14 protein-coding genes are annotated in these 13,580 nt (G+C 62.0%); 10 read left to right on the top strand and 4 right to left on the bottom strand.

All coding sequences use genetic code 11. The features are described from left to right. The first annotated feature begins 11 nt into the window (after window positions 1-11). From ACNAOT_RS18825 to ACNAOT_RS18805, 5 genes are all read left to right on the top strand, one after another. Window positions 12-620 carry a type II secretion system F family protein gene (locus tag ACNAOT_RS18825; RefSeq protein WP_420181193.1) on the top strand — a complete coding sequence of 203 codons (609 nt, stop codon included), beginning with the start codon at window positions 12-14 and terminating at the stop codon, window positions 618-620. Beyond that, window positions 620-1,216: a type II secretion system F family protein gene (locus tag ACNAOT_RS18820; RefSeq protein ID WP_420181192.1), complete on the top strand. Its 597-nt coding sequence runs from the start codon at window positions 620-622 to the stop codon at window positions 1,214-1,216. Before ACNAOT_RS18825 ends, ACNAOT_RS18820 begins: the two co-directional genes overlap by 1 nt. 169 nt (window positions 1,217-1,385) lie before the next feature. Then, a complete protein-coding gene (locus ACNAOT_RS18815) occupies window positions 1,386-1,796 on the top strand; it encodes a DUF4244 domain-containing protein (protein ID WP_178995215.1) in 411 nt (136 codons plus the stop codon). After that, window positions 1,793-2,179 (top strand): TadE family type IV pilus minor pilin, encoded by a 387-nt coding sequence (locus tag ACNAOT_RS18810; protein ID WP_091470423.1) that lies wholly within the window; start codon window positions 1,793-1,795, stop codon window positions 2,177-2,179. Before ACNAOT_RS18815 ends, ACNAOT_RS18810 begins: the two co-directional genes overlap by 4 nt. 11 nt (window positions 2,180-2,190) lie before the next feature. Continuing rightward, a complete protein-coding gene (locus ACNAOT_RS18805) occupies window positions 2,191-2,538 on the top strand; it encodes an Rv3654c family TadE-like protein (protein WP_420178952.1) in 348 nt (115 codons plus the stop codon). Window positions 2,539-2,542: 4 nt separating this feature from the next. Here the strand turns inward: ACNAOT_RS18805 and ACNAOT_RS18800 are convergent, their stop codons facing one another. Further along, entirely contained in the window at window positions 2,543-4,885 is a 2,343-nt protein-coding gene (locus ACNAOT_RS18800) for a DEAD/DEAH box helicase (RefSeq protein ID WP_420178951.1), read from the bottom strand. Between the two features lie 84 nt (window positions 4,886-4,969). After that, entirely contained in the window at window positions 4,970-5,662 is a 693-nt protein-coding gene (locus ACNAOT_RS18795) for a GNAT family N-acetyltransferase (RefSeq protein ID WP_420178950.1), read from the bottom strand. A gap of 137 nt (window positions 5,663-5,799) precedes the next feature. On the opposite strand from ACNAOT_RS18795, the gene ACNAOT_RS18790 reads away from it, so the two are divergent. After that, window positions 5,800-6,696, top strand: a complete 897-nt coding sequence (locus ACNAOT_RS18790) for a rhodanese-related sulfurtransferase (protein WP_420178949.1) — start codon at window positions 5,800-5,802, stop codon at window positions 6,694-6,696. An 8-nt stretch (window positions 6,697-6,704) separates the two neighbouring features. On the opposite strand, the gene ACNAOT_RS18785 is transcribed toward ACNAOT_RS18790, so the two are convergent. Continuing rightward, window positions 6,705-7,235, bottom strand: coding sequence for a hypothetical protein (locus tag ACNAOT_RS18785; protein ID WP_420178948.1), 531 nt, complete (start codon window positions 7,233-7,235; stop codon window positions 6,705-6,707). A gap of 64 nt (window positions 7,236-7,299) precedes the next feature. Beyond that, window positions 7,300-7,743: a hypothetical protein gene (locus ACNAOT_RS18780; protein ID WP_420178947.1), complete on the bottom strand. Its 444-nt coding sequence runs from the start codon at window positions 7,741-7,743 to the stop codon at window positions 7,300-7,302. Between the two features lie 94 nt (window positions 7,744-7,837). On the opposite strand from ACNAOT_RS18780, the gene ACNAOT_RS18775 reads away from it, so the two are divergent. The 4 genes from ACNAOT_RS18775 (at window position 7,838) to ACNAOT_RS18760 (ending at window position 13,543) form a co-directional block, all read left to right on the top strand. After that, window positions 7,838-9,487, top strand: coding sequence for a DUF7059 domain-containing protein (locus ACNAOT_RS18775; RefSeq protein WP_420178946.1), 1,650 nt, complete (start codon window positions 7,838-7,840; stop codon window positions 9,485-9,487). Then, window positions 9,484-10,194, top strand: a complete 711-nt coding sequence (locus ACNAOT_RS18770; RefSeq protein ID WP_091470434.1) for a helix-turn-helix domain-containing protein — start codon at window positions 9,484-9,486, stop codon at window positions 10,192-10,194. The genes ACNAOT_RS18775 and ACNAOT_RS18770 overlap by 4 nt, the downstream gene beginning before the upstream one ends. Window positions 10,195-10,318: 124 nt before the next feature. Further along, window positions 10,319-13,042, top strand: a complete 2,724-nt coding sequence (topA, locus tag ACNAOT_RS18765) for a type I DNA topoisomerase (RefSeq protein WP_091470435.1) — start codon at window positions 10,319-10,321, stop codon at window positions 13,040-13,042. A 66-nt stretch (window positions 13,043-13,108) separates the two neighbouring features. Then, on the top strand, window positions 13,109-13,543 hold the full coding sequence (locus tag ACNAOT_RS18760; RefSeq protein WP_017199191.1) for an SseB family protein: 435 nt from the start codon (window positions 13,109-13,111) through the stop codon (window positions 13,541-13,543). The last annotated feature ends 37 nt before the right edge of the window (window positions 13,544-13,580 follow it).

Raw genomic sequence — 13,580 nt, 5'->3', positions numbered from 1 at the left:
CTTTGTCACTTGTGGTGCTGGTGCAACAGCTCGCAGCCCTCCTGCGCGGCGGGCGGGGAACCACCAGGCTGTGGGAAGAACTATGGATTGTCCATGGTTCACGGCAAATCACGGACGGTGGCCCGGCCGTAGTAGCGCAGAAGGGGAATGCCGGGCTGTCGCACGAGTCGCTAAAGGTACTTGCAGCAGCACGGGCAGCGTCAACCGTTGGAAATTCTTCTGCCGAAGCCATCCGTAGAAGGGCAGCAACGGTGTTTCCGCGGCGTGGAAGTTCCGAACGACGTGTGTGGATGGAACTGGCAGCATGCCTGGACATCGCCGAAACCAGCGGCTGTCCTTTAGCTGACCTCCTCACCCGGTTCGCAGCTCAACTGGAAGTCGAAGAGGACTCCGAAGCAGCACGCCAGACGGCGCTCGCAGGGCCCAAGGCTACCGTTCGCCTGTTGTCGTGGCTCCCGGTGTTCGGGCTTGGCCTGGGGATGGCATTGGGCGTGGATCCGTTGGGGATCTTGCTGGACAACTTCCTGGGTGTTGCCACATTCGCGGCTGGGCTCTTCCTGACGGTGGCAGGCCGGGTTTGGTCCTCACGGCTGGTCGCCTCTGCGGCTGGCGCATGCTGATGCCCGGCGCTCCGGTGTTGTTGATGATCGCAGTCATGGCACTCGCCGCCTTCATCAGCTTCGCGGCACCCACGCGGGTGAGGGCGCGGCTGCGTCTTCGTGACTGGGATTCTGAAGCGCCGCAGAAGTCATTGATGGCAGCCCGCGTTGACCCGGCTGCGGACGGGCTCCGCGATACTGCAATGATGCTGGAGCTGGTGGCCTCGATGCTCGACGCGGGCGCTGGAATACGGCGGGCACTGGAACTTATCGCACAGTGTGCGTCACCACCAATCAGGCAATCACTCCGGCCGGTTGTTGCCGCAATTGCCCTCGGCGCCGACTGGGAGACTGCCTGGCTGACTCCTATCAGGCATCCGGCTGAAGTAGTCCGGCTCAAGGACGCACTGGCTTTTGCAGCCCTGACCGGTGCGCCGTCTGCTTCCATCCTCTATGCACAGGCCGCGAGGGAACGGCGCGAGCAGTTCCGGGCCGCGGAGAAGCGGGCAGCTGCCTTGGGGGTAAAGCTGGTGGTTCCTTTGGGTCTCTGCTCGTTGCCGGCCTTTATCTGCCTTGGAATCGTCCCCGTCCTGATCGCCATGCTTCCCTCTGGCTGAGATGCAGGGGCAAAGCCTGCTCGATGAGGAACTCCGACCTTTCCTCCACATCCAGCCAGTCAGGAGTGGTTATCCACTTGCAGGAATCGACTTCTTTCGGGTTGCTCCCCGCCACGGAAGAGTCGATTCTGTCGGCAGACCCGCTGGCACTTCTTGAAAGGAACCCACCGTGAAAACTACCCTTCCTGACATTCTCCGTGATCTGCCCCGGGATCGACCGGCGCCTGTTGAAGACCCGAAGGTTTCTTCCGGAGAACCGGCGACAACCCAGCAGTACGAGCTCTCCGAGTACGAGCTTGAACATAACGACCTCGAGCGATTCGATCTCGAGGACGAACTCGGGCAGTTCGAACTGGGATTCGACGATCTTGAGGAGTTCGGGGACAGGCAACTTGCTGACGATGGCTTCTGGGCAAGGACAAGGCTGATGGGTTCGGAAGTGGGCATGGCCACCGCCGAGTACGCCATAGCTACCCTCGCTGCTGTTGGGCTCGCGGGCCTCCTTGTAGTCATCCTTCGGAGCGAGGAGGTCCGCGGCTTCCTACTCAACCTGATCCGTACGGCATTGTCCTTGCCATGACGGATGTGCTGCCTGCCCGCGGGAGAGTGTTCCGGGGAGAGACGGAACGGGGCGCTGTCACTGCGGAGTTTGCCGTCGCCTTGCCGGCCGTTGTGTTGCTCCTGGCATTCCTGCTGGCAGGCGGCGCAGCGGGTATCACCCAACTCCGGCTGGAGGAAGCGGTGAGGGCGGGAGCGCGCGCCTCCGCCCGGGGCGAGACGACCGGGTCGGTGGAAGGGATCGTCAAGCGACTTGCAGGGGACGGCGTCAGCGCGACGCTTACCGACGACGGCGAGTGGCTGACCGTGACAGCTTCGTCGCCAGTAGGCGGAGCATTAGGACCGCTTGTCCCGTGGACGTTGAAGGCCTCTGCGTCAGCACGGGCAGAAGCGGGCACCCCGTGAAGAGGGTGTTGGTGAATATCCAGCCTGAGCGCGGGGCCGGAACCGTGCTCGCCCTGGGACTTGGGGCGGTGGTCATGGCGATGCTTCTTGGACTGCTTTTCCTCGCGCAGGCAGGGGTAATGGCTTCCCGGGCCGCATCGGCAGCCGATCTGGCGGCTCTCGCAGCAGCAGATGCTGCCAGGGGTCTTGCTTCCGGGGAACCTTGTGCCGTCGCAGCAGACGTGGCCGAAAAGCACGATACGCAGCTCACGTCCTGCACGGTAGCCGGCGGGAACGTGGTGGAGGTCGCCACTGAGGTGGCAAACGCCTTCCGGTGGGGCGTTGCCACTGGCCGCGCACGGGCCGGACCTCCTCCGTAGGCACCTAGCTGGCGTCCTTCAACAACACGTCCAGGAGTGTGATGGCGGCTGCCTTGTCCAACGGGTTGTTCTTGTTTCCGCATTTAGGAGACTGAACACATGAAGGACAGCCGGCATCACACTCGCAGGCCTTGATTGCCTCCCTGGTTGCCGTCAACCAAATCTTGGCCTTTTCAAAGCCCCGCTCAGCGAATCCAGCACCGCCGGGGTGACCGTCGTACACGAAGATCGTTGGCACGCCGGTGTCGGCATGCAGGGCGGTGGAGACGCCGCCGATGTCCCAGCGGTCACTGGATGCCACCAAGGGGAGGAGCCCAATGGCGGCATGTTCAGCCGCATGCAGCGCGCCGGGGAACTCCGCTTCCACTAGACCGGCGCCGTGCAGCGAACGGTTGTCCACCACGAACCAGACAGCTTTGGTAAACAGGTCGCGGGCTCCCAGATCGAGCGGTTCTTCACCGAGGATCTCGTTCGAAATCAAGGCCTTGCGCTGAAAGGAGACCACTTGTGTGGTTACTTTGACGTCGCCAAAGTGCACGGTGATGTCACCCCACTGGACCGATCGCGAGGTTTCAAGGACTTCGATCTGGGTTACATCCCGAGCCGTAGTGTAGAAGTCCGGATTTACCCGGCGGACCATCACGCAGTGATCGGTCTCGTTGAGGTCCTCCACCAGGTAGCTGTCACCTTGGTGGACATAGATGGCACCCGTGTGGGCCTGATAGTGGGTCTGTGGCGAGTCCATGGTTCCCAGGAGGGACCCGGTCTCGGCGTCGACGATACTGACAGGGCCGCCGCCGTCGGCCCGGAGATTTACCATCCCGGCAGCGCTCTCGGGGTGGGTCCAGAACCAACCCGCGGGACGCTTGCGAAGGTAGCCCTGCACCACCAAGCGATCAAGGAGACTCTCGGCAGTGGGACCGAAGAGATCCAGCTCCGCCGGGCCGATAGGCAACTCGGCCGCCGCAGCGCACAGGTGTGGGCCAAGGACGTAGGGATTGCCGGGATCGAAGACTGTAGCCTCCACGGAGACATCAAAGATCGCTTCCGGGTGGTTCACCAAATAGGTATCCAGGGGATCATCGCTGGCCACAAAAGCCGCAATAGCGTCCTGCCCCGCGCGACCTGCACGGCCGATCTGCTGAAAGAGCGAGGCCCTGGTGCCCGGCCAGCCGGCCACCAGTACGGCATCAAGTCCCGAGATGTCGATGCCAAGTTCCAAGGCGGACGTGCTGGAGACACCCAGCAACTGGCCGGACCTCAAAGCCTGCTCCAAAGCCCGCCGCTCCTCGGGCAAGTACCCGGACCGGTAGGCCGCCACCCGCCCGGGGAGACTGGGATCCACCTCATCCAGCAGTCTCTTGGTAATGGACGCAATCGACTCAGCGCCGCGACGCGACTTGATGAACGCGATGGTCCTGACGCGCGACGAGACGAGGTTGGCCAGGATATCCGCGGTCTCAGCAACGGCTGTCCTCCGCTGCTTTGCACCGTTCTCGCCTTTGACGTCGGTCAGGGCCGGCTCCCAGAAGGCCACCGTAGTAGAACCGTGCGGAGAGCAGTCTTCGGAAACTTCACGGACGGGAGCGCCTATGAGCCGTCCAAAGGACACCCCGGGATCGGAGGCGGTGGCGGAAGCCGCTATGAAGACAGGCTCAGGGAAGGAAGTCCCCGCACCGTAATAAGCGCAGATCCGGCGCAGGCGACGCATCAAATTGGCCACGTGCGAGCCGAACACGCCTCGGTAACTATGCGCTTCATCCACGATGACGTAGCGCAAGCGTCTGAAGAACCGGGCCCACCATGTGTGGTTGGGAAGGATGCCGAAGTGCAGCATGTCAGGGTTGGCAAGGATGAAATTGGCGTGGTCACGGATCCAGCGCCGGGACGAGACATCGGTGTCGCCGTCGTAAGTTTCTGCCCGAACCGTTGGCAGCTTCAGCGAGCGGATCGCTGAGAGCTGGTCTGCTGCCAGCGCCTTGGTGGGGGACAGGTAGAGCGTGACCGCGCCGTCGTCGTGGATCTTTCCGGGATCCGACAGGACTCGCAGCTCTGAACGGTGTATCGCGTCCAACGCGGGCAGCTGATAGGCAAGCGACTTTCCGGAGGCAGTTCCTGTGGCAATGACGACGTGCTGCCCGGAATGGGCGAGATCTGCCGCCTGGATCTGGTGCCGGTACGGTTCGTGGATGCCAAGGGTGCCGTAGGCTGCCACCACATCCGGGTGGACCCAGCCGGGCCAGGGCTCGTTTACAGCTTTTCGGGCAGGGATGGTGTGGACATGGCGCAGCTGCTCGGGGTCCGCCGTTCGGCCCAATAAGGAGATCAGTGAATTTGATGCAGCCACCGAATCATTCTGTCACTGTGCGGGCACGCCAACGGCGGCACCTTCGCGGCGCCGCCGTCGGGCCTGGTTGTTAAACGGGAGTTTCTACGCTCCTGACAGGTCCGAGCCTTCGTTACCACTGGACATCATCAGGACGTGGCACACCACGTCCCAACCCAGATGGGAGTAGAGCTTCTGGCCGTCCAGGGATGCCAACAAAAGGCCGTTCTCAACGTCATGCGAGAACGCTTGGGCGGCGAGGGCCTTCATGATGAAGGTGCCCAGACCACGGCGCTGAAAGTCAGGTTCTGTGACGATCTTGTCGAAAACGGCTGTGCCGTTGACCACGTAGACCCGGCCGCTGGCAGCCACCTGTTCGCCGGAGTGGACCACCGCGTGGTGGACGCCGTTCGATTCGGAAGTAACGAGTTCCAAATCGTCGTCAGGGAGCCACGGATCCTCGGAATCCTGGGTTTCCATGTCCACGATCATCATGGTCTGGGATGCGGACGTCACGGTGAGTCCGCGCTGTTCAGCGAGGTATTTGTACCGTTGGACGTCGTTGGTGAGTACCGTCAGGATCCGGTTTGGGGATTCTGCGGTCTTATCCGCAAGGGCGGCGAACTCTTCGTCTGACGGATCATGGGCAAAATACTCCCAATCACCGGTTTTGTCGGCGCGAAGTGCGGCAGGGAAGCGGCCCTCTTGGCGTAACTCATAGCCGCGGCAGCCGGACCAGCCGGCTACCCAGACTTCCAAGAGGTGCGCAATGTCTTCAACCAAGGCGTCTGGACTCATGTAGAGAGAGTATGCCAGCGCACCATGAAGCAACAGAGCCACGTCAGCCCGGTGATGGTTGCTTATGGAATTGTGACTTCCGGCCGCGGGCACCACACGAAACGAACGGATTTTACTGCACCAAGTACCCTTTAATAGTGGCTTTGAACCGAATTGTGCTCTTCTATGGCTTTACCCCGATCGCCGACCCTGACGCCGTGCGTTTGTGGCAGCGTGCCCTGTGCGAAAAACTGGGCCTCACCGGCAGGATCCTCATATCCAAGGACGGCATCAACGCCACGGTGGGCGGCGAGCTCAACAACATGAAGCAGTACGTGAAAACCACTCGTGAGTACAAGGGTTTTCACGACATCGACTTCAAATGGTCGGAGGGTAGCGCCGCAGACTTTCCGCGCCTCAGCGTCAAGGTACGCGATGAGATCGTGTCGTTCGGCGCGCCGGGTGAACTGAAGGTGGACGCCAACGGCGTGGTGGGCGGCGGGAAGCACCTCCAACCCGAGGAACTTCACGCGCTGGTGGATGCCAGGAAGTCCAGGGGCGAAGAAGTAGTGTTCTTCGATGGCCGGAACGCGTTCGAAGCGCAGATCGGCAAGTTTAAGGACGCAATCGTTCCGGACGTGGACACCACCCACGACTTCATCAAGGAACTCGACTCGGGCAAGTACGACGACCTTAAGGACAAGCCGGTTGTCACCTATTGCACCGGGGGCATCCGCTGCGAGGTACTCTCCAGCCTGATGGTCAACAGGGGCTTCAAAGAGGTCTACCAGTTGGATGGCGGGATCGTCCGCTACGGCGAGACGTTCAAGGACAAAGGCCTCTGGGAGGGCTCGCTGTACGTCTTCGACAAGCGCATGCACGTCGAGTTCAGCGAGGAAGCCAAGACCATCGGCGAGTGCGTCCGCTGCTCAGCTCCCACCAACAAGTTCGAGAACTGCTCCAACCTCAGTTGCCGTACTTTGACCCTGTACTGCGAGGAATGTGCCTCCAGCCCGGAAACGCTCCGCTGCCCCGGGGGCTGCGAAGCGGCCTGACCGCTGAATCAGAGCCGGCTCACCCGATAGGTGAAGTTGGCATCGGATCTGGTCCCCACCGTGATGGACAGTATGGCGTCCTTTTCCAGTTGGACCACGCTCACGCGTGCATTGGCGCATCCCAGCGTCAGGTTCACCAGTTCCACTTCGCTCACCTTGACGGAGAAAGTCACCCTGCGAGTGCCACGGCAGGCCAGCGTCACCGCGTACGTCCCTCCAGGCAGTTGAACTGTTTGCTCTGACTTGGACTCGCCGGCATTGAGGTAGCCACTGCTTGAGTAGAACGACTGCCCTTGGGACTCAGGCAGGGCCAACTTTGCCCACTCTTCGAGCGCCTCACCGGTGACGGTTTCCTCCAAGGCCGGATCGGGCGGAAGAACTACATTGCCGGCTGGGGAGGTAGGGCTGGGATCCGGCCGTCCGCCCTCGTCATAGGTGTATTCGCAGGCCGTCAGGCTGCCGCCCAGCACAACAAGGATGACGACGGCGGCCCTCGCCAGCCGCTGTGGCATCACCGAGCGAGCTGCCTTGCTGCCCATGAACTGACTTTACGCCCGTAAAGCCACCGGCCAAAGGCCTATCGGAGCAGGTGCGCCGCCGGCCCTAGGCGGCCGCAGGGACAACGTGGTAGGCGAAGATCAGCGGAGCATCAACGCTGCTCGTCGAGATGCTGAGGGGGCCAGTGCCGGGAACCTTGATCTTCACCACATCAAGGCTGCCATTGCATGCTGCGGCCGCGTCCGCGATCTTGGTGCCGCTGGAGGAAACAGCGAAGTACGCCTTGCCGCCCCCATCGCATGCCATGGTGAGCGTGTAGCTCCCGCCCGGAACGTTGGGGGACTCCTTGACCAGCGGGTCCCGGTTGAGGATCTTGCCGGAGTCCTCCAACACCACACCGCTCGCCGCAGGCAGGCTCTTTTCCTTCCAAGCAGGAACGTCGGCATCTTCGATGTTGGCCGGCGCCTGGCAGCCGCAGACCCCCAGCAAGGCCGCAGCGGTGATGGCAACAAGGCCCGCATGGCGCCTTGTGGAAGAGATGGTGAGCATGAATCCAACGCTACCGGGTTCCAGCGGGGGCCTTTGTCCACATAGCGAAGGTTCACGATCCAAAGGCAGGGTGCGTCGCCCCTACACTTGCAAGGTGACTGACACAGCTTCCACCTTTACTGCCGGCAATGTTGACGATGCTCCCCGCAGTGACCGCCCCGAACTGCTTTCGGCGCTCGCCGCAGACCTTCGTGCCCTCAACTACACAGTGGACGGCGTGGCTGAACTCCTGGGAACAACCGCCTCAGAAGCGCTCGGCAGGGACCAGCTCATTCCCGCGCTCCTTGCCAGTGAGAGACTCATGGACTCCAAGGACCCAGCCCTCAGATCACAGGCAGTAATTGTTCGTCTCTGGCTGCTGGCCGTTCCGCAGTCCGTCGAGGACATCGATTCCGCCCTCCCCGGTATCCGTGCGAAAGGCCTTGAGGAACTGGGTCTGATCACCGTGGATTCAGGAATGGCTCATGCCAAGGCGGACCTGCGCCCCTACGGCTGGGACGCCAACACGGATGGCAGTGGAGGCGCAGAACTCTGGGTTGCCAGCGACCTTGCTGCCCACCAGCAGCCCGGAGTCCTGAGGCACGACCACGTCCTGGGAATCGGGCGTGCCTCCACAACGCTGGTCCAGACCACATTCAGGAAACACAGCAAACGAGCGCTGGACGTTGGCACCGGCTGCGGTATCCAGACCTTCCACCTGCTCCATCACTGCGAGCACGTCACGGCCACGGACATCTCGGAGAGGGCACTCGCGTTCACCCGCTTCAACCTTCTGCTGAACGCCGCAGAACTGGAGCTGGACCCGGACAACCTGGAGCGTCGGGTCAGCCTGCGGCTCGGATCGCTCCTGGAACCGGTAGCGGGGGAGCGGTTCGGCTTGGTGGTATCAAACCCACCGTTCGTCATCACTCCGAGAACGGGCGGCGAATCGTCGTCGGACCAGTTCACGTACCGCGATGGCGGGCTTCCCGGAGACGATATCGTAGCGTCCTTGGTACAGTCCTTGGCCGAGGTCCTCGAGCCCGGCGGGACAGCGCAAATGCTCGGCAACTGGGAAGTTACTTCCGGTACGGACTGGAAGGACCGGCCCAAGGCATGGCTCCAGGACTCCGGTCTGGACGTCTGGTTCATCCAACGGGAGCAGGTGGGCCCCGAGCAGTACGCGGAGACTTGGCTCCAGGACGCATCGCAGAACCGCGAGGGCCAGCAATACCAGGAAGCGTACGCCGCCTATCTGGACGACTTTGCTTCCAGGAACGTCCAAGGTATTGGCTTCGGCATGATTTGGCTGCGCCGCCCGGAGACACCCCTCGAGGTCACCATCAGCCGCTTCGAGGAAATCACATATCCAATAGAGCAGCCGATCGGGCCGCATCTGGGTGCTGCCGTGGAACGGGCTGACTGGGTGGCCTCACATTCGGTCCCGGAGGCGCACTTGGTAGTTGCAGAGGACGTCACCGAGGAACGGCACCAGCGTCCCGGAGCCGTTCATCCCGGAGTCATCCTCCTGAGGCAAGGGGCAGGACTTCGCCGGACCAATCTGCTCAGTACTGAACTGGCCGGTTTCGTTTCCGCCTGCGACGGGCAATTGTCGGTCCGGCAGATCGTCTCGGCCCTGGTATCGCTCCTGGGCGGGGGAGAGGACTTCGACGAAGAGACCTTCCGCGAAGGGCTTTTCCGCGAGGTCACCAACCTGGTTTTGGACGGGTTCCTCCTTCCGGACCCGGCGCAGGTCAACGAATGATCCGGGGTGCGGCGCCGCGCTCATCAAACACCGGGCCTCCAGGAAGTGACCCTGACTACACTGATGAAGTGAGTGCGAACAACGAATCATCCCAAGCGTCAGGCGATATTCCGCGGCGGAAGCGTGCCGAAAAGACGGTTGAGATCACTGATCCCAAGGCTATCCGTGCATTGGCGCACGCCGCCCGGATCGAGGTTATCTCTGAGCTCTACGCCACACAGGTCAGCCACACAGCTACGGAACTCGCTGCCAGGACCGGGCTGACGCCCAGTGCAATGAGCTACCACCTCCGGGCCCTCCAGAAATGGGGAATCGTGGCACCTGCGGAAAACGCCGGTGATGCCCGCGAACGTCGCTGGAAAGCGGCCGGAACGGACTTCACTATCTCGGGAGGCAGTGTTGCCAGCCCTGAGATTGCCGTGGTTGACCTGGAGCTTGATGCTTTCCGACGCCGGGCTTCGGCCTTCGCCAAGGCTCGCGGGGAACGCCGGCAACGGGGGGAAACAGGAGAAGAGCCGGCAGCAGTAGTCCTTTCCAGCAACCTGCTGTACTTGACCAACCCACAGCGCAGGGAACTTTTGGACAGAATCCGCGCTGTTCTGCGGGAGTACGAACTCGAGGATCCCAACCGGATACCGGAAGGTGCTGAACGTGTGGCAACCTTGTGGTCAATGATCCCGGATGACCGGGTAGCACCCGGTCAGTAAGAGCCCCGCCGGGTCTTTGACTGTCCGCCCTGGTTCCGCACCAAAACGCAGGATTCTGCAAACTATGGTGAACTAGGCCAATATGGGCACCAGCCCAATTACACATTTTTTCTGTAGGAGCACCGTGCCCAGCAAGGCAAAAACCGGCAAGAAACTCGTGATCGTGGAGTCTCCCGCCAAGAGCAAGACCATCGCCAAGTATCTTGGCGAGGGCTTCATCGTCGAGGCTTCGATCGGCCATATCCGGGACCTCCCGCAGCCGTCGGACCTCCCTGCCGAGCTGAAGAAGACCTCGTTGGGCAAGTTCGCCGTCGACATCGAAAACGACTTCAAGCCGTACTACGTTGTTTCTCCGGACAAGAAGAAGAAGGTCGCCGAGCTCAAGGCCCAGCTGAAAGACGCTGACGCCCTCTACCTCGCAACTGATGGGGACCGCGAAGGCGAAGCCATCGCGTGGCACCTCCTGGAGGTCCTGAAGCCCAAGGTTCCCGTCTACCGCATGACGTTCGGTGAAATCACCAAGGAAGCCATCCACCGCGCCATGGACAACCTCCGGGATGTCGATACCGCTTTGGTGGATGCCCAGGAAACACGTCGTATTCTTGACCGCCTCTATGGCTACGAGATTTCCCCCGTGTTGTGGCGCAAGGTTGCCCGCGGACTGTCCGCTGGCCGTGTCCAGTCCGTGGTGACCCGCATGGTGGTTGACCGGGAACGTGAACGCATGGCCTTCCGGGCCGCGTCCTACTGGGACCTCACGGGCCAGTTCGGTTCGGATTCAGGCTCTTTCAAGGCCAAGCTTGCCGCCGTGGACGGTTCCAAGGTAGCCAGTGGCCGGGACTTCAACGACAACGGGCAGCTCACCTCCTCAAACGTGGTCCACCTCAATGAGGAACTCGCCACGTCCTTGGCCTCCGGTCTGGAGAACGCTGATTTCCGGGTCCGCTCTGTAGACACCAAGCCGTATACCCGCCGCCCTGCAGCACCGTTCACCACCTCCACGCTGCAGCAGGAAGCCGGCCGTAAGCTCCGCTTCTCGTCGAAGAGCACCATGCAGGTTGCCCAGCGCCTGTATGAAAACGGCTACATCACCTATATGCGTACGGACTCATCAGCTTTGAGCGATGAAGCACTCACAGCTGCCCGCCGTCAGGCTTCGGAGCTTTATGGTCCCGAGTACGTGCCCCAGAGCCCCCGTGTCTACGCCAATAAGGCTGCCAACGCCCAGGAAGCTCACGAGGCCATCCGTCCCGCGGGAGACTCCTTCCGTACTCCCGCGCAGGTTGCCAAGCAGCTGAGCGGTGATGAGTTCCGCCTCTACGAGCTCATCTGGAAGCGCACGGTGGCCTCACAGATGGCCGACGCCAAGGGTTCTACGGCCACCATCCGCCTCGGCGCAGTGGCTGCTGACGGTCGCGACGCCGAATTCTCCGCTTCCGGTACGGTCATTACCTTCCCCGGTTTCCTCGCAGCCTATGAAGAGGGCAAGGACGAGAGCCGCGGTGATGAAGAATCCGATGAAGCCCGTCGCCTGCCGAACGTTGCCAAGGATGATTCCCTCACGGCTTCGGACATCGTTGCTGTCGGGCACGAAACGTCACCGCCGCCGCGTTACACGGAAGCATCGCTGACCGCTGAGCTGGAAAAGCGGGGCATTGGCCGCCCGTCCACCTACGCGTCCACGATCTCCACCATCCAAGACCGTGGCTACGTTCGTAAGCAGGGTTCTGCCCTGGTTCCCAGCTGGATCGCATTCTCCGTGATCCGCTTGCTGGAACAGCACTTCACTGATTACGTGGACTACGAGTTCACGGCAGACATGGAAGGCGACCTGGACAAGATCGCCAACGGCCAAGCCGTGGGTGCTGCCTGGCTCAAGCACTTCTACTACGGTGAAGACGCAGACCCCGGCCTGCTGAGCATCGTGAACAACCTCGGCGAAATCGATGCGCGGGAGATCAATTCCGTGCCCATCGCCGACGGCATCACGCTGCGTGTGGGCAAATTCGGCCCGTACCTGGAAAGCTCCATCCCCACTTTGGATGCGAAAACCGGCGAAGTGGTTGAGTCCGCACGGGCCAACGTCCCCGAGGAACTCGCTCCGGACGAACTCACGGCAGACAAAGCCAAAGAGCTCATGGAGACCGCAGCCCCCGAGGAACGGGTCCTGGGAACCGACCCGCACACGGGCCATACCATCGTTGCCAAGAATGGCCGGTACGGCGCTTACGTCACCGAGATCATCCCCGAGATGACCGAGGAACAGCTGGCCAACCAGCCGGTGGAGTACTACAAGAACGGCAAGCCCAAGCCTCCCAAGAAGCCTGTGAAGGCCAAGCCGCGCACCGGTTCTCTCTTCAAGTCCATGACCGTGGATACGGTCACCTTGGATGAAGCCCTCGCGCTCATGAGCCTGCCCCGGGTCCTCGGCGAGGACGCGGATGGCAACCCCATCACGGTACAAAACGGCCGGTTCGGACCGTACCTGAAGAAGGGCACTGACTCCCGCTCCATCGGTTCGGAAGAGGAAATCTTCACGATCACCCTGGAACAGGCTCTGGAGATCTACTCGCAGCCCAAGCAACGTGGCGCCCGTGCCTCCGTACCGCCCCTTGCCGAGTTCGGTCCGGACCCCGTCTCCGAGAAGAACATTGTGGTGAAGGAAGGCCGCTTCGGCCCCTACATCACTGACGGCGTTACCAACATCACCGTCCCGCGCACAACCTCTCTTGAGGAGCTGACCCGGGAACGCGCCGTCGAGCTTTTGGCGGAAAAGCGGGCCAAGGGGCCGGTCAAGCGGACCACCACCCGCAAGGCACCGGCCAAGAAGGCCACAGCCAAAAAGTAGTCACCATGACGGCCGGGGCAGCATTCGCGAATTGCGTCCCGGCCGGCATCGTGGTCGAGTAGAACCATGACTGAACAGACGGTGTCACCGGACAACGAACCCTTGAACGACCTCGAGGCGAAGCTCGCCTCGGCCGAACAACCGGACGCGAACCCGGTGGACGTCATCCTCGCTTTCCTGAACAACGAGGTCTACCTCGTCAGCTCGGAAGCCGTGGACGGCCCCGACTCCTCCGTGGAGCCTTTGGTGCTCTCCAACGCCGACGGCCAGCCCGTCCTGGCCGTCTTTAGCCACCCGAGCCGCGTGGATGAGCGCTTCCTTGAAGCAGCCCCGCACGTCCTGGGCACCATGGGCTCGGCGATCCTGGGAAACATCGGAGACGAACTCGGCATGGTCATCAACCCGGGAAGCGAATTCGGCTTCGAAATCGACCCCGAGGGAATTGCGAACATCCGCCGCGACTTCAAGCGTGCCGACGAAGCCGGGGAGTCCGCCGAATAGCGGTCGACCAAGCTGCCGGTAACCATCCGGTCAGCGA

The organism is Paenarthrobacter sp. TA1.8 (assembly GCF_048595705.1).
Lineage (GTDB): Bacteria > Actinomycetota > Actinomycetes > Actinomycetales > Micrococcaceae > Arthrobacter > Arthrobacter nitroguajacolicus.
The sequence above is the reverse complement of the archived record's forward strand: the minus strand, read 5'-3'. Positions and strand labels throughout refer to the sequence as shown.